The 20,302-nt window shown below is 38.2% G+C and carries 22 protein-coding genes and 1 pseudogene; 7 read left to right on the plus strand and 16 right to left on the minus strand.

The annotated features are described in order from the left end of the window. Positions 1 to 186 precede the first annotated feature (186 nt). The 3 genes from BMW36_RS02660 to gpr all read right to left on the minus strand — a co-directional run bounded on the left by BMW36_RS02660 (position 187) and on the right by gpr (position 2,922). Positions 187 to 516, minus strand: coding sequence for a hypothetical protein (locus BMW36_RS02660; RefSeq protein ID WP_089738677.1), 330 nt, complete (start codon positions 514 to 516; stop codon positions 187 to 189). 11 nt (positions 517 to 527) lie between these two features. Beyond that, on the minus strand, positions 528 to 1,709 hold the full coding sequence (gene spoIIP, locus BMW36_RS02665; protein WP_089738679.1) for a stage II sporulation protein P: 1,182 nt from the start codon (positions 1,707 to 1,709) through the stop codon (positions 528 to 530). 121 nt (positions 1,710 to 1,830) lie between these two features. Then, positions 1,831 to 2,922 carry a GPR endopeptidase gene (gpr, locus tag BMW36_RS02670; RefSeq protein WP_089738681.1) on the minus strand — a complete coding sequence of 364 codons (1,092 nt, stop codon included), beginning with the start codon at positions 2,920 to 2,922 and terminating at the stop codon, positions 1,831 to 1,833. A 163-nt stretch (positions 2,923 to 3,085) separates the two neighbouring features. Between gpr and rpsT the strand changes: the two genes are divergently transcribed. Next, positions 3,086 to 3,352 (plus strand): 30S ribosomal protein S20, encoded by a 267-nt coding sequence (gene rpsT, locus BMW36_RS02675; protein WP_089738683.1) that lies wholly within the window; start codon positions 3,086 to 3,088, stop codon positions 3,350 to 3,352. Positions 3,353 to 3,390: 38 nt separating this feature from the next. Here rpsT and holA read toward each other — a convergent pair whose 3' ends face one another. Beyond that, a complete protein-coding gene (gene holA / locus BMW36_RS02680) occupies positions 3,391 to 4,434 on the minus strand; it encodes a DNA polymerase III subunit delta (protein ID WP_089738685.1) in 1,044 nt (347 codons plus the stop codon). A 349-nt stretch (positions 4,435 to 4,783) separates the two neighbouring features. Here holA and BMW36_RS02685 point away from each other — a divergent pair, with 349 nt between their 5' ends. After that, on the plus strand, positions 4,784 to 4,918 hold the full coding sequence (locus tag BMW36_RS02685; protein WP_089738687.1) for a YqzM family protein: 135 nt from the start codon (positions 4,784 to 4,786) through the stop codon (positions 4,916 to 4,918). 41 nt (positions 4,919 to 4,959) lie between these two features. On the opposite strand, the gene BMW36_RS02690 is transcribed toward BMW36_RS02685, so the two are convergent. From BMW36_RS02690 to BMW36_RS02700, 3 genes and pseudogenes are all read right to left on the minus strand, one after another. Next, the gene (locus BMW36_RS02690) at positions 4,960 to 7,272 is read right to left on the minus strand and encodes a DNA internalization-related competence protein ComEC/Rec2 (RefSeq protein ID WP_089738689.1); all 2,313 of its coding nucleotides are present in this window, start codon (positions 7,270 to 7,272) and stop codon (positions 4,960 to 4,962) included. A 36-nt stretch (positions 7,273 to 7,308) separates the two neighbouring features. Continuing rightward, positions 7,309 to 7,752: pseudogene (locus BMW36_RS02695) on the minus strand (ComE operon protein 2); the annotation flags it as partial. 77 nt (positions 7,753 to 7,829) lie between these two features. Further along, positions 7,830 to 8,414 (minus strand): helix-hairpin-helix domain-containing protein, encoded by a 585-nt coding sequence (locus BMW36_RS02700; RefSeq protein WP_089738693.1) that lies wholly within the window; start codon positions 8,412 to 8,414, stop codon positions 7,830 to 7,832. A gap of 90 nt (positions 8,415 to 8,504) precedes the next feature. Here BMW36_RS02700 and comER point away from each other — a divergent pair, with 90 nt between their 5' ends. Next, positions 8,505 to 9,332 (plus strand): late competence protein ComER, encoded by an 828-nt coding sequence (gene comER / locus BMW36_RS02705; protein WP_089738695.1) that lies wholly within the window; start codon positions 8,505 to 8,507, stop codon positions 9,330 to 9,332. 111 nt (positions 9,333 to 9,443) lie between these two features. Here comER and BMW36_RS02710 read toward each other — a convergent pair whose 3' ends face one another. The 9 genes from BMW36_RS02710 to BMW36_RS02750 form a co-directional block, all read right to left on the minus strand. Next, a complete protein-coding gene (locus BMW36_RS02710) occupies positions 9,444 to 10,973 on the minus strand; it encodes a histidine kinase N-terminal 7TM domain-containing diguanylate cyclase (protein WP_245711565.1) in 1,530 nt (509 codons plus the stop codon). Positions 10,974 to 11,164: 191 nt separating this feature from the next. Beyond that, positions 11,165 to 11,989 (minus strand): PP2C family protein-serine/threonine phosphatase, encoded by an 825-nt coding sequence (locus BMW36_RS02715; RefSeq protein ID WP_245711556.1) that lies wholly within the window; start codon positions 11,987 to 11,989, stop codon positions 11,165 to 11,167. Between the two features lies 1 nt (position 11,990). Further along, the gene (locus tag BMW36_RS02720) at positions 11,991 to 12,317 is read right to left on the minus strand and encodes an STAS domain-containing protein (RefSeq protein WP_089738699.1); all 327 of its coding nucleotides are present in this window, start codon (positions 12,315 to 12,317) and stop codon (positions 11,991 to 11,993) included. 30 nt (positions 12,318 to 12,347) lie between these two features. Continuing rightward, positions 12,348 to 12,572 (minus strand): acyl carrier protein, encoded by a 225-nt coding sequence (locus BMW36_RS02725; RefSeq protein WP_089738701.1) that lies wholly within the window; start codon positions 12,570 to 12,572, stop codon positions 12,348 to 12,350. Beyond that, positions 12,572 to 13,615, minus strand: coding sequence for an alpha/beta hydrolase (locus BMW36_RS02730; protein ID WP_089738702.1), 1,044 nt, complete (start codon positions 13,613 to 13,615; stop codon positions 12,572 to 12,574). Before BMW36_RS02730 ends, BMW36_RS02725 begins: the two co-directional genes overlap by 1 nt. Before the next feature lie 5 nt (positions 13,616 to 13,620). After that, complete coding sequence (locus tag BMW36_RS02735; protein WP_175480329.1) at positions 13,621 to 14,523, minus strand: ATP-binding protein; 903 nt, start codon at positions 14,521 to 14,523, stop codon at positions 13,621 to 13,623. Positions 14,524 to 14,539: 16 nt separating this feature from the next. Continuing rightward, positions 14,540 to 15,244, minus strand: a complete 705-nt coding sequence (locus BMW36_RS02740; RefSeq protein ID WP_089738706.1) for an SDR family oxidoreductase — start codon at positions 15,242 to 15,244, stop codon at positions 14,540 to 14,542. Further along, complete coding sequence (locus BMW36_RS02745) at positions 15,241 to 16,068, minus strand: 6-carboxytetrahydropterin synthase (RefSeq protein WP_089738886.1); 828 nt, start codon at positions 16,066 to 16,068, stop codon at positions 15,241 to 15,243. The genes BMW36_RS02740 and BMW36_RS02745 overlap by 4 nt, the downstream gene beginning before the upstream one ends. A gap of 300 nt (positions 16,069 to 16,368) precedes the next feature. Next, positions 16,369 to 17,184 (minus strand): metallophosphoesterase, encoded by an 816-nt coding sequence (locus tag BMW36_RS02750; protein ID WP_089738709.1) that lies wholly within the window; start codon positions 17,182 to 17,184, stop codon positions 16,369 to 16,371. A 178-nt stretch (positions 17,185 to 17,362) separates the two neighbouring features. Between BMW36_RS02750 and BMW36_RS02755 the strand changes: the two genes are divergently transcribed. The 4 genes from BMW36_RS02755 to BMW36_RS02770 are packed head-to-tail and all read left to right on the plus strand — an operon-like array spanning position 17,363 to position 20,233. Beyond that, positions 17,363 to 17,887 carry an RNA polymerase sigma factor gene (locus tag BMW36_RS02755; RefSeq protein ID WP_175480330.1) on the plus strand — a complete coding sequence of 175 codons (525 nt, stop codon included), beginning with the start codon at positions 17,363 to 17,365 and terminating at the stop codon, positions 17,885 to 17,887. Beyond that, positions 17,884 to 18,315, plus strand: coding sequence for a zf-HC2 domain-containing protein (locus BMW36_RS02760; protein ID WP_139180277.1), 432 nt, complete (start codon positions 17,884 to 17,886; stop codon positions 18,313 to 18,315). The genes BMW36_RS02755 and BMW36_RS02760 overlap by 4 nt, the downstream gene beginning before the upstream one ends. Next, a complete protein-coding gene (locus BMW36_RS02765; protein ID WP_089738716.1) occupies positions 18,312 to 19,397 on the plus strand; it encodes a hypothetical protein in 1,086 nt (361 codons plus the stop codon). The genes BMW36_RS02760 and BMW36_RS02765 overlap by 4 nt, the downstream gene beginning before the upstream one ends. Next, entirely contained in the window at positions 19,394 to 20,233 is an 840-nt protein-coding gene (locus tag BMW36_RS02770; protein WP_089738718.1) for a hypothetical protein, read from the plus strand. The genes BMW36_RS02765 and BMW36_RS02770 overlap by 4 nt, the downstream gene beginning before the upstream one ends. The last annotated feature ends 69 nt before the right edge of the window (positions 20,234 to 20,302 follow it).

Below are 20,302 nucleotides of genomic sequence, written 5' to 3' on the forward strand. Positions count from 1 at the left end.
CGAGCACAATATACTAGGATTGATTATAGCAGTGAAAAGGAGGATGTTCAACAGAAATCGTTGAGAAATGCACCCTCATGATATCTATCCCAGCTAAAATCATTCTATTTACTAAGTAGAGCGCCTCTCTTTATTTACAATGAAATGAGCATAAGAATCATCATGCGAACTAAGAAATAAACTGACTCAGAACAGACCATCAACAACGGTATGGGTAATGGAGACGAGGTTATCACACACTGTCTGGACAATTTGCTCTCCGCCATTTGCAACATGGGAAAGGAAAGGTCGGTCATCCGGCAAGGCAGCTTCTGATGGTTCGCTGTCCAATTCTTCGATTATGTCCTCTCTGTTCACCATGTTCTCTGTATTCTCCAGCACTATTTCTCCCGGGATCTCGTCAGCCGTCCCATACCCTTCCTTATCAGAGGAAACCGGGGATGTACGGTCCATCCCCATATATAATCCGATAGAAAAAATTATACTCATTATTAACAAATAGAAAACGTACTTCATAACTTTTCCTCCTATTGTGCAGAAACTTTCTCTGCATCCCAATAATATTCACTGAATACTTCTGCAAATACTTCTGAGGTGTTATAAAGCTCTTCCATTGTATTATCGACACCACCGAATTCAATTGTCAGTGCATTTCCGGATACATCCTGATTATAAACCCCATTCCGGCCCGCTCCATCATACATCTGTACACCACGGCTTAACCCTGGATATTTCTGTTCAAATAATTGATGAAGAGCAGATGCTAAGGCGAGATTTTGCTCATAATTCGGATTATTTCCACCGATGACAAACATAATTTTTGCATATTTCTTGCCGTTTAATTCTTTTGTTGTCACATCTGCTCTCATGCTGTCCCGGTGTAAATCGAATACAAAATTTAAATCTTTGTTATTGGTTAAAGCCGTTTCCACTACACTTTTGGATGCTTTATAAGAATGAGCGGAATAATCCCAGCCATTCTCCACCAGAATGGAACCGATGTCCGTACGATCTACTGTTGTTCCTATCCCTTCCTTCTCAAGGTCTTTTGCCAGTTGATCACTAACTTTTGTTATATTAACTTCATGATGGAATGCTCCATTTGGATCTGTTACATCTGGCAGGTGTGGCAAGAAAGACTCCCGGTTATGTGTGTTATAAATAAAGACAACTTCCTTTTCCCCTGTTGTTTGCTCAGATTTCGGTTCCTCAGGAGGTGCATCAGGGGCTGGTTCTTCTTCGGGCATTGTAGCTTCCCTTTCTTCCAGGACTACATCTAATGGCGGATTGGATTCCACCGTTAAGTTTGTATAATCCGTTCCTTCCCCTGCGATTAATATTTGGTTATCATATGTGCTGAAACCGGGAATTTCTCTGCTTAATAAGCTTCTCACATCATGCAAACGGATATTTGCACCAACCTCAAATAACACTTTCCATACTTCCAGTTCCGGTTCGTCTTTTGGCAGTGCTTCTTTAAAAATTCTGTTTTCCAAAGCTAACAGTGATAAAAAATGCGTTTCTTCCACATTGCTTGTCCATTTTTTTATCGTTGCGGATGAGACACGGTAACTTGGTTCAAGACTTGTCATCACCCCAACGATAATACAAATGGTGAAAAATGAAAAAATAAAAGCAGATATACCAACAAGTACCTTATGCTTGGAAAAAAGCAAAACTCTTTTTTTTCTTGAAAAAGGTCGATTCATTTTGTTCCCCTCTCTATCAACTCTACTACATTTACTAGAAATGTATGCCAGGTGATAGAAGAGTAGAACAATAAAAGTGACACATTTGATAACTGGAGTTGTTAGCGCTCTGGGAAAACCATTATCTGGAATAGGATGAAGCTTCTTCTACCTTTACATTTTCATGGAGTGCTGCATTGATTCCTTTTGCCAGTAAATGGGCCATATCTTCAATATATCCATCAATTTCTTTTGGTGTTACCATAAGGTTATGACCGAGTGGTGTCAGCACTTCCTGCATTAACGCTCTTTTTTCCTGTTCGTCAAGAGAACCGATCATACCGAAGATCTTTTCCCGCTTTTCCGGTGACGGAAGATCTTCATTCGATAACTTTCTTGTGCCAAAATTCATCCCTGCAGGTGTTAAAGATTTAGAAGGTTTATCCACTTCCTTCATTTCCTTACCAATATGTTTCAGTACATAATCTATGGCATCACTGGTAATAGTCACAGCATCCACAACAGTAGGCACTCCGATTGCAATCACCGGCAGGCCGAGTGTTTCTTTGCTCAATTCCTTCCTTTTGTTGCCAACCCCTGAACCTGGATGAATTCCTGCATCAGAAAGCTGTATTGTTGCATTAACTCTCTCAATCGATCTTGATGCCAGTGCATCAATCGCAATCACAAAGTCTGGTTTCAGCTTTTCTATTACACCTTTAATAATGTCACTAGTTTCAATCCCTGTTACTCCCATTACACCGGGGTTAATTGTTGCTACTCTCCGGTAGCCTTCTGCCACATATTCCGGCTGATGAACGAATAAATGGTTGGTTACCAATACTTTTTCAATGGCTAAAGGGCCGAGCGCATCCGGAGTAACATGCCTGTTTCCAAGTCCTACAATTAATCCTGTTGCGTCTTTTTTCACCTGGTTTTTATCAAGCAGTTCTATTAACTGGTTACAAACTGCCTTGGCTGTTTCGTGCTGCAAACTGGTATCCTGCCTCTTAATGGCATCAGAGTAAATCGTCCGGTAGGATCCTGGGCTTTTTCCTATTTGCTCACTGCCTTCCCTGTCCACATTGACAAAGGATATCCGGATATTGCCTTCCTGTTTTTCGGATATTTCCACACCTTTTATTTGTCCTTTTTTCTGCTTTCCTTTTTCCACATACATTTCCTTTGCTTCGACTGCCAGATCTGTTCGTACCTCATAATCCTGACCACTCATCGAGCTCACTCCCATCATCATGTTTCACATAGTTTTTTCCGTTCTGATTCGTTTGATACATGGAGAGATTGAATAATTTATATTGAAAAGTCGGCAAAGCTTTGGTAAAATGTCTTTTGACCCAATTAAAGTTATGGTACGAAGTAAAGTGGAGGTGAATAGAATGGCAAATATTAAATCAGCTATCAAACGTGTACGTACGAATGAAGATCATCGTGTACACAACCAAGCGATCAAAACAGACATGCGTTCACATATTAAAAAAGTGGAAACATTAGTAGCGTCGAATGATGTTGAGAATGCTAAATCAGCTCTTCAAACAGCTGTTAAGAAAATCGACAAAGCGGTACAAAAAGGTTTAGTCCATAAAAACAAAGGTAATCGCCAAAAAGCAAGATTATCTAAAAAAGTGAACGAACTAAGCGCATAATTAAAAATGCCGCAACCTGATAAAAGGTGCGGCTATTTTTATGCAGTAATATTCTTTTTTCTTAGCATGATAAGCTGATATAGCAGCAGTTCAATTCCCAATGTCTTTTCGACCTTGCCTGTTTTCATATTGGCATCCGCTTCTGCAAGGAGCTCGATCGCTTTTGTTAATTCATCTTTTGTAAATTTAGCCTGCCTTGTTACGGACAGCTTGGCAACATATGGATGAATTTTCAATTGTGATGCCATCTGTTTCTGATTATACCCTTTCTGGTGCAAAGTTTTAATATGAAGCAGTGTACGGAATTGCGAGGCTAACAATGCAATTAATTTTATCGGTTCCTCTCCAAGTTTTTCAAGGTCTTTCATTATATTAATTGCTTTTACTAAATCATTCGCAATGATGGCATCGACCAATTTTAATGCAGAATTACTTTCATGATGTGACAGCAACAGTTCTGCCTCTTCCATCCGTATCGTATTACCCTCACCTATGTATAATGCCATCTTCTCCAATTCTGACTGGAGAATCATCAGGTCTGTACCAATCTCATTAATCATATATGTGACAACATCGGGTTCCACCTTTACGTGATGATTATCTGCAATTCGTTCGAGCGCTTCATTCATATTCCATTCTTTTAAAGGTTCGCAAGCTATAGTAGTTGCATGTTTTTTTAGTTGTTTTACCACTTTTTTCCGTTCATCTAATTTTTCAAATGGTGCAATAATTACTAATATCGAATACGGAGCAGGATTGATCAGATAATCCGTTAACACATCCGGCTGGTGATCAAGATCTGTTGCTGGAGGCTTTGCTTTCAGAAAACTGGCATTTCCTGCAACAATCAGTTTTTTTTCGCCAAAAAACGGATAAGTATTGGCATCATTGACCACTTCCTGGATTGGTACCTCTTCCAAATCGAAGATGGATACATTTGTATCCCGGTCCGCTTCACTCATGCTATTGTGATATAACGATTGTTTTATTTCCTCTATCATGTAGATTTCTGTTCCATATATGTAATAAACAGGTGAAATTTTTCCTTTTTTTATTTGTTCTATCGTTTGTAAATAATCCATTTTTTCATCCCCACTATGTTAAACAATTGATCATTGAATAGAAAATGTTGAAAATTTCTTCAATATGTTTTATTGTATAATAAGATTACTATTTAGAAAAGCTTCTGACGTTCCGAATCCTTAATTTACATAATTTCTCCGGAATGAAAAAGAAGGGAAAGTTCTTTTCACCTTCCCTCCACAATCTATATTAACGCAACTTCATTAGCCCTAGGTATCTAATGAAGCTGCGGCATTTTCTTTACATATAGATTGACCGAATCACTTAAATATATAGGTGTAAACTCTTGCTAAGTGAGGGAATACTGTAGAAAAAAAGAACTATAAATTACATAAGGAGGTATTTTTTATGAATGAATTTGAAAAGGATGTGCAATCCAAACGTCATGACCTTTTTGATGCCGGAGCCGGTTTTATCTTTTCTTTTGCATTTTTTATGATCATTTTCTTTATTGCCGTAATTTTTGATGCGATTAATTCATAATTAATAACAAAACGAGGCTTATTGTTGAGTCTCGTTTTTATTTATTCACGCTGCTTTAATGTATTTACTGCATCATATGGAATAACTGTTGAAAACGTTCCACTTTGCTCATTAAAAAAATAAGTTACTGCCCCATGGATATCTGTTCTGAGAATAATTCCTCCTGTTTCTCTCAACCGCTCTACTACGGTCATATCGGGATGACCATATCTATTGTCCCTGCCTACAGAAATTATACTCATCTGTGGCATGCTTTTTTCCAGAAAGGACTGGGAAGTGGACGTATTACTGCCATGATGAGCCACTTTCAGTACATCTACCGACAATGCTTTATTACGATTCATTAATTCCTGTTCACTTTCCTCACCGATATCACCAGTAAACAGCCAGGAGATATCGCCAAATGTTGTATGAATTACTAAAGAGTTTTCATTCGTATCTCCTTTGTCTTTTTCAGGGTGGATCACTGATAACACCTGACTGTCAATGTGAATCTCCGTCCCGCTATTTGCTACTTTATGAATAAATTCACTATTTAGCCTGGTATACTCTGCTATTATTTGCTTATCAAAAAAAGGGGATGTAATTAAATAATCTACAGTGTAGTCATTTAAAATAAAGGAAACACTGCCAATATGATCAATATCGTCATGTGACAGCATAATGGCATCAAGTTTACGAATTCCCCTTGATTGAAGGTATGGATGAATGACCTGATCATAGACAGTACTTGTCGGGGCTGAATAATCCCTGTTCATCTTTCCGCCTGCATCGATAAGAAATACTCCTTTCCGATAAGGTAATTCAACGACAATAGCATCACCTTGTCCAATATCCAGCACTGTCACTCGTCCGTCTGGGTCAAAGTAAGGAATCGCACTTATGACAATTAAGCCTGCAACAAGTAATGCTCCATACAGAAATGCATAGCGATGCTGCTTTTTTTCCAGGAAAATAAAAAAACTTAAAAGAAGGGAATAATAAATGATATAGAAATAGTCCGGCACTGATCCAATTGTCCAATTAAATGAAATCAGTTGGTCCAGACCGTTCAACAGATCCAGAAAATTCCCATGAACAAATTGAAAAAAATCACTAAAAAGCGGAAGAAGAAATGGCAGGAAAACAGTGCAGCACATAATTAGAATAAAAGGAAGCACAAACAGTGAAAAATATGGAATAACCATAACATTTAACAGAACAGAGAGTGGCTGAAACTGATAAAATGCATCCAGCTGAAGCGGCAAAATAACCAGCATACTGATCAGACTTATGCGTAATATAACCCAGCCGTTTCCCATGTTATCTGCAATGATTTTCCTCGACAACAAGATCGAATATGTCACTATAAAACTAAACTGGAAACCAAGGGAATGGACAATATACGGATCAACCCATACCATTACGAAAAAGACAATACTAAGCACACTGGAAACAGGAAGTGATATTCTCCATTTTTTTAAGAGGATCAGTAATAATGCCAAAATACTTGCACGCCAGACAGACGGAGCTGATCCTGATATAACAGGGTATAATGGTAACATGGTGATAATTACCCATTGTAATTGTTCCTTTGTCATTCTGAGAAAATATAAGCCAAAGAAATAGAAGCATGTAAGCAGTAATCCTACATGAAGACCGGAAATTGCTAATATGTGGGACAGACCCCAGCTTTGGAATAGTGTTACAGTTTCTTCAGTAAGATCATTACGGTCACCAAACAGTAATGCTTTCACCCATGAAATGGTAAACTCATTGACATTATCTTCTAACCGGTTCAGGAGAAGTGTCCGGTATATAAACAACTGCTGAAAGAGAGATTGTCCTTCACAGCTGGTCTGCTCAATGCTTGTTATAACAAATTGGCCGGTATAACCTTGTTTCTTGAGAAAATTCTGGTAATCGAACTGTCCCGGATTGGTTGCAGCTAAATTTGTCTCGTAGGATCCGTACAAGTTGCAGGACCTTCCATAAAGGAACACTTCTGATTGCTTTTCCTCTTCATTTAAAAAATAATACACTTTGACTGGCTGATTTTCATTCGTTTCAAAATCAAACGAGTAATAATTGGCTGTCTGGATAACATCTGAAATGATTTTTCCCTGGAGAATAACCGGAGAGGAACTGGTGGCAGAATGCTGCCAATCTGGAGGGACAGCGGAATGAATCGAACTAATGATAAAAACAGCAATTACACTGAAACTAAAGCTGATTGACCACCGTTTTGTGTGGATGAGGTATAATAGAAGACACACTAATAATAAAAAGATCCATTGAAATTGTTCGAAATTTATGAATAATGCAGCTACATATGTAATAACATACCAGTGAAAATGTCTGCCAATTATTTTCACCTCCTTTCGCTCACCAGAGTATTTTTAATTTGGTATTAAATGGATTGTAGTCTGATCCAGCTCTACCTTTTCAGCATGAACACCAGCTTCTTGAAAAAGCTCTACAGCATATGGATGGTTTTTATAATCTGCTGCATAATAAACTGTTTTGATTCCGCTTTGGATAATTGCTTTGCAACAGTTTAAACAAGGAAAATGAGTGACATAAATTTCAGCATCCTCTGTCGATGCTCCAAATTTGGCACATTGCAAAATCGCATTCATTTCCGCATGAATGGTGCGTACACAGTGTCCATCGATGACATAACACCCTTCATCAATACAATGGACGCTTCCGGATACACTGCCATTATATCCACCCGCTATTATTCTTTTATCGCGAACAATGGTAGCGCCAACCATTAATCGTTCACACGTACTCCTCAAAGCCAGCAAATGGCTCTGAGCCATAAAATATTGATGCCAAGAAATTCTCTCCATAAATGAACGCTCCTCACATTGTAATTGTACAACTCTTCCTAAAAGTTTAGCGATACATGTCGGACGAGTCAATAGAGTTATGGAATTTGAATAAATTCTTCTATGGTCTCGATCGTTTTCCCGCCTATACCGCTCACATTGGATAAATCGTCCAGCTTTTTAAATTTCCCATATGTTTCACGATAGTTGAGAATTGCTTCTGCTTTTACTTCCCCAATCCCTGAAATTGTCATTAATTCTTCTTTAGTCGCCTGGTTAATTCTTATTTTTCCATTTGCAGCAGTCCCGGATTGTCCGCCAGACCCTCCTTCTCCTTTAGCAGTAATATAAATGACCATCTCATCATACACTCTTTCCGCCATATTAATCGATTCCACCGCGGCATACTCTGTTAATCCGCCTGCCCTGTCAATGACATCAATTACCCGCTCTTCGGCACGAATCTCGTAAACTCCTGGAAAATTCACCTCACCTTTTATATCAACCATTTTTATTTCGAAAGCTTCCGTATCTGTCACTTGTTCCATTTCCGGCTCACGACTAAGAGAAATCTGATTCTGCTCATCCGGTTCAAACCCTTGCCCGAACGGATTGATCAGAAATAAAAGAATGATTACTACTCCTATTAAGGCAATATGCCAATATTTTTGTAAAACGGTCATAAATTCATCCCTTTCACATAGAATGATATAGTTATTTATTCGTAAAGTTAATCAGCTTTTCTTATCGGAAAATAAAAGGAGGCGAATAGAATGAAATGGGGAATAATTGGTACTGGTAACATGGGGCAAGTACTTACACATGCATTTGTACAATCACAACTGCTTAACCAGAATGACTTGCACATTACGAACAGGACCATCGACAAAGCCTTGCAGCTCAGGGAAACTTATCCGAATATCCATGTTGAGGAAAGTGTAGAGAGCTTAATTGATGCGGTTGATACTATCTTCGTTTGTGTAAAACCAAATCAAATGATTCCGCTTTTTAATGAAATAAAACATATAGTAACAGACCAGCAGCTTGTTGTTTCCATTACTAGTGCATTGTCCGTTGAAGAAATTGAGTCACTCGTTAACTGCAATGTAGCAAGAATGATCCCGAGTATTACGAATCAGTCATTAGCAGGAGTATCATTAGTAACATTTAGTGACAGGGTCGATATTACAAGAAAAGAACTATTTTTGAAAAGATGTAAAAGTTTTTCTGAACCAGTAGAAATAGAGGAGAATATTGTACGGATTGCATCAGATATTGTCTCATGCGGACCTGCCTTTTTTGCATATTTAGCTCAGAAATTTATTCATGCGGCAAGTGAGTCTACCGAAATAACACAGGAAAAGGCAACAATACTAATGGAAAAAATGTTTGAAGGTTTCGGGACACTGCTCGCAGACAAACATTTCAGCTTAGAAGAGTTAATTGATAAGGTTTGTGTGACGGGAGGCATTACCGGTGTAGGTATATCCAGTCTGGAGAAGAATGGTGATGACCTGTTCACCCATTTAATCAGGGAAACCCATCACAAGTTTGATGAGGAAAAGAAAAACATCGCAAAAGAAATCAATCATTTCACTTGATAACATTATACTTTACAAGTTAACAGATTACCAGTCATATCTGGCGTTTTCCTATGATAAAAAGGATGGAGCTGGGCAATATGCCAGCACCTTCCTTTTTTAATGGAGAGATCAGTATACTTCTACTTCGTCCCTGCCTCCATTTTTTGCTCTGTACAATGCCTGATCAGCTTCATTGTATGCTCTTTCGAATGTAAATAAATCGTTGTGGCTGTTTGTTGCTATTCCAATACTTACACTTATCACTTCTTCCTCCAATTCAGTGACACGAATTGGCTGGTCTGCCAGGAGTTGCTGAAATTCTTTAGCTATTCTGATCGTATCGTCCACACCTTTATCGATTAACACAGCAAATTCTTCCCCGCCAATCCTGCCGACAGTCGATTGTTCACTCTGTCCTGAGAAGAAACTGTCAAGCAGTAACGCTAATTTCTGTAATACCTGATCACCTACTATATGACCATAATTATCGTTAAATTGCTTGAAATAATCTACATCAAGGAGCAAAAAAGAAAAATCGCTATTGGAGTTCACCAGCTCATTGAATTTTTCAATAAACGATCTTCTGTTTGAGATACATGTTAATTCATCATGATGTGCTAACTGGTATAACTTTTGTTCAATTAATTTCATTTCTGTCAGGTCTGTAATAACGACAAGCAGCATTCCATTTTGTTCATTACCTAGTGGCACAATATTAAGCTGGAAATACGATGTATGGGATTTCCATTCAAATCGTATGTCTTCCCGGTTTACAACAGGCATAATTACTTCCTGATCTTGCTGGAAGATTTCCGAGACATGCCTGCCTAACAGCTGATCAGAACTGGCGTCCCATTGGAAAGTTTGCTGTAAAATCCGGCTGCCCGAATGGTTTATTTCGATCAGTCTGTTGCTGTAATCAAATAAAAGAATACCCTCATCCAAAGATTCCAGTATTTTATGTCTGGAAACAGGCCAGATCGAATTTAAATCATATCTTTTGTTAACAATAACAAGCAATATCGCCATGAACGTAAACGATAATGCCATTTTCCCTGGTACATTGTATGGAATAAAGGAGAATAACATAGTAAAAACAAGCGGGATGCATATGGCAACAGCAGAAAAAATATGACTCCATCGGTAATTGACCGGTAAGTCACCCATGTTCCGCAATAATAAAACAACGGTGAAAAATGTTAAAAAAGTGGGATATACCGAAAGAACCATCCCTAGTCTTGTTGGCATAACTGCTATTTCCGTGAGGTTCCATATTTCCTGGATTCCAACACTCTCTCTCATCCATCCATGCCACTGGTTAGTAAATATAAGAAGAACGGACAAAACGGAGGGAATCGCAAGGATGTAAACATACTTCATTGTTATTTTATGATTTTGTTTATACAATTCTCTTGCATAACCAAACAAAATAACAGGACACAAATATAAGGAAACCTGCTGAAGGTTGCGGAGCCATAACATTAGCTGATAATGTTCAAATAATAACTCTAAAGCAGTAAAAATAATAAAAAGACTGATTAACAATAACGAAGTGGATAATAAAATGCGGCTAAGTGTTCTTGGTTTCTTTAATAAAATAATACCAACAAAAAAAAGCAACAAGCCAAAAATTGACAAATAATATGTATATGGCTCCATCCAATCCAAATTTCACGCCTCCAAGGTAACCCTTTTTCCAAGTGGATAAGGGCATATTTATTTAATCCCGATCGTGAGGTCTTTTCGTTTTAAGCAGGAGTTATCCTTAATTTTATAGCAATTAATCATACTTTGCCATATTTTTTTCACTAAAATTTGGTCAACTATTCATTTTTTTCCTTTCCGTCTTACTAAGTTAACGGAGAATCACAGCAGTCTGCTTGTGCGTTTACTCTGTTTACTTTCATTGTCACCATTGTGATATCATCTTTTTGAGGCAGCCCTCTGGTAAATTCAATAACCGATTGTTCCACCGCTTCCTCCAGTGTTTTCACGTCGAGATGAGCATTTTCCAACAATACTTGCTGCAGACGTGTTAATCGATACATATCCCCTGATTGATTTTGGGCTTCTGTAATTCCGTCTGTATAAAAGAACAATACATCTTCCCCATCTAAATATACGGCGCTTTGCTTATACACAACATCAGGTATACCGCCAAGCATTACTCCGCCTGCATGAGGGATGTTCAAGAAACACTCTTCCGACCGGATGACTAGTGGTAAACAATGGCCGGCACTCGCATAGCTCAATTCTTTCCGCTCCGGATCCCAGTCTGCACAAAGTACGGTAACAAAAGAACCAAGTGACCGTAAGTCATCATATATGGCATGATTCATTATTGTTAATATTTCTGCAGGACCGCTTGCTTTTTCAGCAGCACTCCGGAATGCACCTCTTGTTAAAATCATTAGCATCGCTGCGGGTATACCTTTTCCCATCACGTCACCTATAATGATTCGTAACTTACCGTCAGGAAGCTGATAAAAGTCAAAATAATCTCCGCCTATTCTTCTGGCTGGAATAGAAATTCCGGAAACTGTCCCATTTTTCAGCTGGGGTTTATCACCATTTAATAATTTCATCTGGATATTGCGGGCAAGTTTAATTTCTCTGACCAGTGTTTTGTCAAGCTCTGTATTCTCATTTGTATGGCCCTTTTCATGATGGAACAATTTAATCACCTGCCTCAAGTAATGACTCTATAATCTGATAAACACCTAATGTAACAAATAATTTATGAAAATCCTCATGAAGTCCCTCCAGTTTAATATGAAACTTTTGAGCTTTTGCTGTATGAATTAGATTAATAATATTGCCGGTTCCTGTGGAATCAATAAAAACCATTCTGTTAAAATTTAATATTACCAGCTTTGTATTCTTCCCTATTTTCTCTAATTCTTTTAAAAAAATATCCGTTGTGGTGTAATCCAGCACTCCATGTAAATAAATGGTACATACCGAACCATTCTGCTCTAATTCTATCTCTAATTCTTCATCCATTCCTTTACCTCCCCTGTCCCTATCTTATTCCTATTTGAATAATGTACGATACAGCTGAAATGGAGTTGAGTAATGATCGGGATGCATGATACGGGTCATATCTGTGTTCGTTTTCTCTGTGATTTCGATAAGTAAGTTAACCATTTGCAGTGAATCAATTCCTATATCATCTTTAAAAGATGAATCGGGTTCAATGCTTTCTGATGGAATGTTACTAATCCGGGAAATGTGCTCAATAAACTCTTCCATTGTCATTATTTTACACCCTCTTTACACCACTCCGCTGATATGGAGCGAATCTCATCCAGTTTATAATTACAGCAATGACCTTCATTCGGGTATATTTTCCACTCACTTTTCTGAGGAAGACGGGAAATCAACCGGTTAATATCCTCCTGTTTAACCAGCACATCTTTTGCGCCGTGAAATAATAGTACAGGTTTATGTATTGTCAGTTTATCGACAATTGGGAGGACAGCTTTAACGTCCTCTGTCACCGCATTTACCCGTTCATTAAAATAATCAGGCATTTTCAAGTCAGAGGAGATGGATGGACTAACAGAAATTACCTTTTTCACCACTTCATATTTGGCCGCTTCAATTGCCCACAATGCACCTGAACTAGTTCCAAAAAGATAAACGGACATGCCGGGAAAGGTGGATTTTACCATTTTCATCAGTTCATCTAAAAAGAGCCGATAACTTCCTGTACTCAATTTCCATCCATTCAGCAAGGTTTTTCCTTGTCCAGGTCCATCAAAACATACGGTAGAGAAACCGAGGCGAAAAAAATGATCCTCATAAGAAAAAAGCTCTTCAGCCGTTGAATCAATTGGTGTAAGAATGATCATCACTTTAGATGTGTTGCTGTTCCTTCTTATTCGACCATAACTGCTCTGGTTACCGCTTTTTATTTCCGTATAGATGAGAGTATTATCAAGCAATTGATCAGCCAATTGGGAGGTTTCTGACATTTTGCTGTACCAGTATTTCTTTTCATCACAAATGCTAGGAAAAATCCATTGACATAAATTATAGCAAAGACTTGCCTGATAATAGTTCCGCAATGCATTGCCACGCGTGCTGCCACTAGCTGAAACTGCCAATTCATTGTATGTAATGGCCTTTGCTTCAAAATAATTCAGCCAATCTTCCAGATGGTTAATCTGCTTCATTGCTTCCATCATTGTGGACCGCGACAGTCCATGCACAATCCATCTGTCCCAGAATCCGGAAAAAAGCCTGGCTGTCATTATTGTCTTCTCAATGGTTTGAACAGATCTGCTTGTTATCCTCATTCTATCTAGTCCTTTTCCGCTAAAAGTAAAATAAGTGAAGAGCCCTGATCAGATGTTTCCAAGAGAATTTGCCTGGACATTTTCATCATTAAGGTAAATCCCTGACCAAGAGAGTCCTTCGTTGAAAAACCTGCCAGCAAAGTCGTTTTCGGTAAAATGTCTAAAGGAAAGCCGGGTCCGTTATCTTCAACGACTACCCTGAATTCACCCTGATCATAATAAATATACATTTTCCCGTTGCCGGCATGTTTGATCACATTTGTGACAGCTTCAGAAATGATCAAATGATAACTCATAATTTTGGCGGAATCCAGACCAAATTGTTCGAAGGCCTGTTTCGCTGTATTCCTGGCGACCGAAATATCCTGCTTAGTCTTAATCACTTTTTCGCATAAAAGCAGCCCATTTTTATATTGATTAATCTGCTCAGATGTTGTGAGAAGCAGTTTTCCCTGTGTTGCTGAATAAATAACATCCCTGTATATCTTCCAGTCACTATCTCTGTTTTCTTTTGTTCTTGCTTTTTCATTTATCTGTACTTGTTGTAACACCCTGCTAAAATGGCCGGCAAATGGCTTGGATAGAGCTGATTTCTCCACTTCATTCTCAATGATCTGGTCGTTTTTTATCCAATTCAGTCCCTCTTCCGCCAACTCATACCATTGATAAATTTGCGGATTATTTATTTCTTTTTTTGACCGGATTTGTTGCAACTGAAGGAATAAACCGTTTTGTATATCCGCTTCCAAATCTTCAGCTAGTTGACTGACGATCCATGCAATGGTAAATCTTTCTTTCATATGCTCATAAGAATGTTCCAGTAAATGAGAGGAAGAAACAGCGGTATCGATGTCAGGTCTATGTATGTTTTTTTCTTTATCTCTTCGTCTCTGAAAAAATTTTCTCATCACCATTTATCCTTTTTTATAGAATTCCTCTAGGCGGCATGATAGTAATTTCGTCGATGGTTACGTTTTTAGGCTGATTTATGAGAAATAATAATTGGGATGCAACAGTTTCTACCGGAATCATTGAAGATTTATCCATTTCCAGCGGGATATTATCCCAAAACGAACTGTCAACGGCACCTGGTAATACAGAGGTAACCTTAACACCTTTCCTTCTTAACTCAAGCTGCAGCACTTTCGTTAACCCGTGCACACCAAATTTTGAGGCGGTATACCCTCCATTTCCCTGTAATGGAGTAATTCCAGCAATGGAAGAAAGATTCAAAATTTGACCATCTTCCTGTTCTACCATAACTTTACCATAATATTTGCAAGTTAAGTACGTTCCGCGCAAATTTACTTGCAACATTTGGTCAAAGTCTTCTGTGGAAGATTCGATCAACTCCCCAAATGTTCCCACACCTGCTGAGTTCAGCAAAACATCTATTTTACCGAAAGCTGCCAGGCTTTTTTCAGTGAATTTTTGGACAGATGCTTCATCGGTTACATCAATATAAAAGCAGACATGTTTCTGGTGGTCGTTGAATTCCTGCTCTATTGTTTCGATATTTCTCGCACCAAGCATTAACTTCGCACCATGTTCTTTTAAAAGACGGGCAGTTGCTAAGCCGATTCCTCTGCTTGCACCAATGATTACAACGACTTTATCCTGCAAACTCATCCGTGAACTGTCTCCTCTTCATTTATATACTCAAAATAGTTCTTCTCCGTTTCCCAAACACCAATACGGTATAATTTGGGGATATACGGTTTTAACATATCATAGACAACCTTTGCCATCACTTCTGATGTAGGATTCAGTCCTTTGAACACCGCTGTATCGAGATTCAGATGTTTATGGTCAAATTCCTCTAGTACAATTTTTTCCACAATTTCGTCCAAATCCGCCATGTTAATCACCATCCCTGTTATGTTGTCAGGTATCCCCTTCACCGCCACATCTAAATAATAGTTGTGTCCGTGACCATACGGGTTGTTGCATTTACCGAAAATTCTCTCGTTTTCTTTATCAGACAATTGATCACTATGCAGACGATGGGCAGAACTGAAATGATATCTTCTCGTAAATGTGACCATATCACCTTCCTCCTTTTCAGAAAATAAATAATGATTTTCGTACAGTTTAAGGCGGTTTAGAGAGCAATTTTCGAGAACTTGTGAAATCGCTTCCCAAAGATATGCAACAATATTCTCAGCTGTAGGAATATTCTGCTTAAAATAAGGGTGCTCCTCATTTAAAAATTTTCCATCCAGTTCCTTGTCGATCAGGTTCCCGACTGCCAGCTTTATATCTCCCGTATTGACAACCATTCCTGTATGATTGTTTAATTTCCCTTTTACCATAACTTCCAGTTTATAGTCATGACCATGACCATTTCTGTTACTGCATGGTCCAAACACCTGGCGATTCTTTTCCTCAGTCCATGAATCAACTCTGTAACGATGCATTGCGGAAAAATCAATTCTTCTGGATATATACAGCAAGGTTGCTACCTCCCCGTGTGTTTTTTTTAATAAGTTTGGATTCGTCAGTTTCAAGTATGAAAGTATAAAAATGAATCCACCAAAAAACTTGGCGGATTCTGAATGGACAATGATGTGAACAGGATACAGCTGACTGTACTTGATGATAATCCTATCCCAATTATCGATTATGTAGGTAAAATCAACTAATGAGATTGCGATTTTAGGCATATATACTTATATTTAATTTTAAACGAAAGCACCCTTGCTGTCAATACAAAATACCGCCACCCGCGCTTTCGCTAAGCTTTCTGCAAACTTTTATTCCCCGTTAATTTGAATCAAGCTGATCTGTGCCTGATTCAAAAAGCGAACAGGTAATCTTGTCGTACCTGCGCCACTGTCGATATATAGTAACTTCCCCTTATCCCACTCAAATAAACCTTTGTCGAATTTTGGGAAAACCCCTTGATCTGGAACGATTACAGAGCCGATAAATGGAAATCTGATTTGACCGCCATGTGTATGACCGCTTAACACTAAATCTATGTTCGTACCTGACAGTTCCCTGACGGCATTTGGTATATGGGAAAGCAGTATAGTGAAAGTACAATTATCTTTCTTAATCATTTGTTTTACATGAGTATTGTTTCCGTAATTTTTGCCAAGACCAATTATCTGAACTTCATCCCCATTAAAAGGTATCGTAATATGACTGTTATCCAAAATCTTTACATGATGTTTCTCCAGCAGATTGATCAGCTCACTTAAATATGGATTATCCCACTCATGGTTACCTGTAATAAAAAAAACCTGGTTATTAATGTTCTTCAGTTCTTTAACCAGACAGAAAATGGAATGAAAATCTGTTGTCTTTCTGTCAATTAAATCACCTGTTAAAACAATCACATCTGCCTTTACCTTTTTGATTTGCTTAAGCAGTCCTTTATGATCTTTACCAAATGTCCTGTTGTGAAGGTCACTAATCTGCAAGATCGACAACTGGCTTCCTTTTCGCAGTTTATTTGTCATTAATGTGACGGGATTTATTTTTACCACATTCGTGTCATAGTATATCTTCCCCACTACAGCTGCAGCAGATAAAATCCCTGTCACCCACATCATCTTCTTAAACATGACCACACCACCTAATCTACCGGATCGAACTCATTTTTCTTCCCATAATATCACCGGTTTATTTTAACAATTTTTGTTTTTAAAAAAATTTTGAGAATTATGTAGTAATTTTAATGTTTTTTTCGTCTATTGTACAGAGAGAACAGGAAGGGGGGAGAGAGCTATTCACGATGACGTATTGATAAGCAAAGTAAGATCAGGCAACAAGCAGGCATTACGGATGTTAATAGAAAACTATAAACATCATATCTACAAGATCGCCTATAGTGTGGTACATAATGAAAAAGATGCGGAAGACATCGCACAGGAAACCTTTATTAAAATGATTGACGCTCTCCCTTCCTATCAAAATCAGGGATTTAAAACATGGATTAGTAAGATAGCTTTACATAAAGCAATTGATGCAAAAAGGAAGAAACAACGCAAACAGGAAGAACTGACGAGTTTTGAAGAAGATTATTTATTTCCTGATGAAGGTCGTGTGGATGAAATGATAGTAGAAAAAGAAAAGACCCAGCTTGTACAATCAGCAATTAACCGAATGCCGGTCAAATTCCAGCAAGTGGTCAGGCTGTATCACCTTGAAGGACATTCCTATAAAGCAATTGCTGACAGGCTTGATTTAAAGGAAACCACCGTTAAAATGAGACTTTACCGCGCAAGAGTCTGGATGAAGGAAAATTGGAAGGAGGAGGATTTTTGATGGATCATATACCTAAAGAAATATTAAACAAATATTGTACGCATCAACTATCTGAAGATGACCAGTCCAGGATTGATCACCATTTAACAGAATGTGAACAATGCTTCTCCCTTTATCTTGAAGTGATCGATAACTTTACTGTGGAACATTCAGTTACAGACACATTTACTGATCTGACGATAACAAAGATAGAAACATCCCATATATTTGATCAGGATAAACTGCAAAAAAACAAAAAGCGTCGTATCATGGGACATTATTTCCTTGCTGCAGGCCTTACCTTGTTATTCACCTTCAGCGGATTGTTTGAAGAAGTGATACAGATAACCAGCGAAACAGGAAAGCAAAAGCGGATTTCTGTTTCTGAACAGTTAATGAACAAAACGAATGACATACTTGACCAAATGAAGGAGGAGAACAACAAATGAACAAATCACCGGTTTTAGCTTTATTTCTCGCATTGTTTCCGGGATTCGGACATATTTATTTAGGCTATAAAATTCGGGGAGGTCTATATCCGCTATTCTTTTTAGGAGGAATAGGATTAGCCTTTGCAGCTGGTATAATTACTGGTGACAGCTTCATTGCCTTAGCCTTATTAGCATGTGCAGGAGCGGTATGGTTAGTTAATATGATGGATATTATTATCACAATGATTAGCATCAAGTCGATATCTCAGCCTAGAATTCTCAATGAGAATGACACTTCTGAGCCAAACATGATTCAAAATGAAAGGTTCATCACCATTCTGCTATCATTTATGCCAGGTGTCGGTCATTTTTATTTAGGGCTGACACATAGAGGTTTAACATTACTGGCAGCTTTTATCGGCATTATCACAATGGTTCTGTTTATTTCATTTTTAACAAGCGGTGTGTTCCTGATATTTCTGTTAGCACTGCCAATCATCTGGATTTACGGTCTGTTTGATGTCATTCAGCTCTTAAATAAAAAACAGGCTGGTGAGATGCTTAGTGACCGTACAATTATGGATGACTTTGATAAGCTTCGGGAAGAAAACAAAAAAAGCAAAATGCTCGCAACAGCTTTGTCGATCTTCCCTGGTGCCGGCCATATGTATTTAGGTCTGCAAAAAAGAGGGTTGCAATTAATGGCTGCATTTTTATTATCAATCTATATTCTGGATGTTCTGCATTTGACTTTTTTCCTTTTCATCATACCGATTATCTGGTTTTTCAGCTTCTTTGACGCACTACAGTCAGCCAATAAGTTTGAAGAAGGCCCTGTAGAAGATATACCTATCTTTAAACAGCTGGCAATCCATCAGAACTGGTTAGGTTTAGGGCTAATATTACTTGGCTGTTTCTATTTGTTTGATTCCATCCTAATACCTGTGATTGCAGAACAGATCAGGGAAATTTACGACATTTCCATCTGGCATTTTTACCATCAATACTTCCAGGTGACCATCGTATGTCTTTTATTAATAGGCATAGGAATAAAATTAATACTTGGTCCTGGTAAAAGAAAGCAGGTCGATACCAAATGAGACAATGGCGAGTAGGCTCTATCTCTATGGGAATTACACTGATAGGACTTGGAGTAATATTGTTTATCTCTCAATTTACTAATTGGGAGATAAACAAAATAGCGTTATTGTGGGTTCCTGTTCTATTAATCGTGTTAGGTGTTGAGATTTTAGTCTATCTCTATTTAGCGAAAAGTGAACAGCCTGTCATCAAATATGATGTCTTTTCTATTCTTTTTATCACTTTCATCAGTTGTGTTTCGATTGGTTTTTATGTTGGAGCAAGCTCTGGAGTACTGGCGGCAATCGATGGCTATATCAACGAAGAAGAGCGGACTGGAGCCTTACCTTTAATGGAAGAGACAGTTGGTGAGAATGTAGAGAAGATTGTGATTGATTCCTCCAATCACTTTAGCAAAATTACAGCAAACAATACGAAGCAAGTATCTATTTTTGGAACATATCAGACGAATACCGATCAGCAAGTAACAGAAGCAGAGGTTGCTTCATTTCATCAAATAGGAGAAACACTTTATGTCAGCCTTTTCCTGCCTCCTGCCCGGAATGGATGGAATTATCAATATACGAATTTTTACCCGACCATATCCTTACCTGCTGATATAGATGTAGAAGTGATCGGTCACACCAGTCAATTAAACGTCAATCTAGCTGATATAAAGGCAAACTGGTATGTGGAAGCAGCAGATGCTGCTCACTTAAAAAACAAACAGGCGAGTGATATCAATTTATCGATTGAACATGTAAATACACCGGGAAATAAGGAAGTTCAGACATTTGGCAATGGTACTTATTCCCTTCAGGTCGGCAATGTTCATACAGTGAAAGAATATGAATAACTAACCCTCCTGCCAGGGTGCTGATCTAGTAAGTCTTTTGCTCAGTGAAGGTTAACGGTATTCTATGTT

The sequence above is a fragment of the Gracilibacillus ureilyticus genome, assembly GCF_900111195.1.
Classification (GTDB): domain Bacteria; phylum Bacillota; class Bacilli; order Bacillales; family Amphibacillaceae; genus Gracilibacillus; species Gracilibacillus ureilyticus.

Bases quoted from the DNA above. Each gene is read 5' to 3' on its own strand.
- spoIIP (WP_089738679.1), bottom strand. From the start codon at position 1,709: ATGAATCGACCTTTTTCAAGAAAAAAAAGAGTTTTGCTTTTTTCCAAG.
- gpr (WP_089738681.1), bottom strand. From the start codon at position 2,922: ATGAGTGGTCAGGATTATGAGGTACGAACAGATCTGGCAGTCGAAGCA.
- comER (WP_089738695.1), top strand. From the start codon at position 8,505: ATGAAATGGGGAATAATTGGTACTGGTAACATGGGGCAAGTACTTACA.
- BMW36_RS02685 (WP_089738687.1), top strand. From the start codon at position 4,784: ATGAATGAATTTGAAAAGGATGTGCAATCCAAACGTCATGACCTTTTT.
- BMW36_RS02700 (WP_089738693.1), bottom strand. From the start codon at position 8,414: ATGACCGTTTTACAAAAATATTGGCATATTGCCTTAATAGGAGTAGTA.
- BMW36_RS02735 (WP_175480329.1), bottom strand. From the start codon at position 14,523: ATGAGAAAATTTTTTCAGAGACGAAGAGATAAAGAAAAAAACATACAT.
- BMW36_RS02750 (WP_089738709.1), bottom strand. From the start codon at position 17,184: ATGTTTAAGAAGATGATGTGGGTGACAGGGATTTTATCTGCTGCAGCT.
- BMW36_RS02720 (WP_089738699.1), bottom strand. From the start codon at position 12,317: ATGGATGAAGAATTAGAGATAGAATTAGAGCAGAATGGTTCGGTATGT.
- BMW36_RS02660 (WP_089738677.1), bottom strand. From the start codon at position 516: ATGAAGTACGTTTTCTATTTGTTAATAATGAGTATAATTTTTTCTATC.
- holA (WP_089738685.1), bottom strand. From the start codon at position 4,434: ATGGATTATTTACAAACGATAGAACAAATAAAAAAAGGAAAAATTTCA.
- BMW36_RS02725 (WP_089738701.1), bottom strand. From the start codon at position 12,572: ATGACAATGGAAGAGTTTATTGAGCACATTTCCCGGATTAGTAACATT.
- rpsT (WP_089738683.1), top strand. From the start codon at position 3,086: ATGGCAAATATTAAATCAGCTATCAAACGTGTACGTACGAATGAAGAT.
- BMW36_RS02710 (WP_245711565.1), bottom strand. From the start codon at position 10,973: ATGGAGCCATATACATATTATTTGTCAATTTTTGGCTTGTTGCTTTTT.
- BMW36_RS02740 (WP_089738706.1), bottom strand. From the start codon at position 15,244: ATGAGTTTGCAGGATAAAGTCGTTGTAATCATTGGTGCAAGCAGAGGA.
- BMW36_RS02770 (WP_089738718.1), top strand. From the start codon at position 19,394: ATGAGACAATGGCGAGTAGGCTCTATCTCTATGGGAATTACACTGATA.
- BMW36_RS02730 (WP_089738702.1), bottom strand. From the start codon at position 13,615: ATGAGGATAACAAGCAGATCTGTTCAAACCATTGAGAAGACAATAATG.
- BMW36_RS02765 (WP_089738716.1), top strand. From the start codon at position 18,312: ATGAACAAATCACCGGTTTTAGCTTTATTTCTCGCATTGTTTCCGGGA.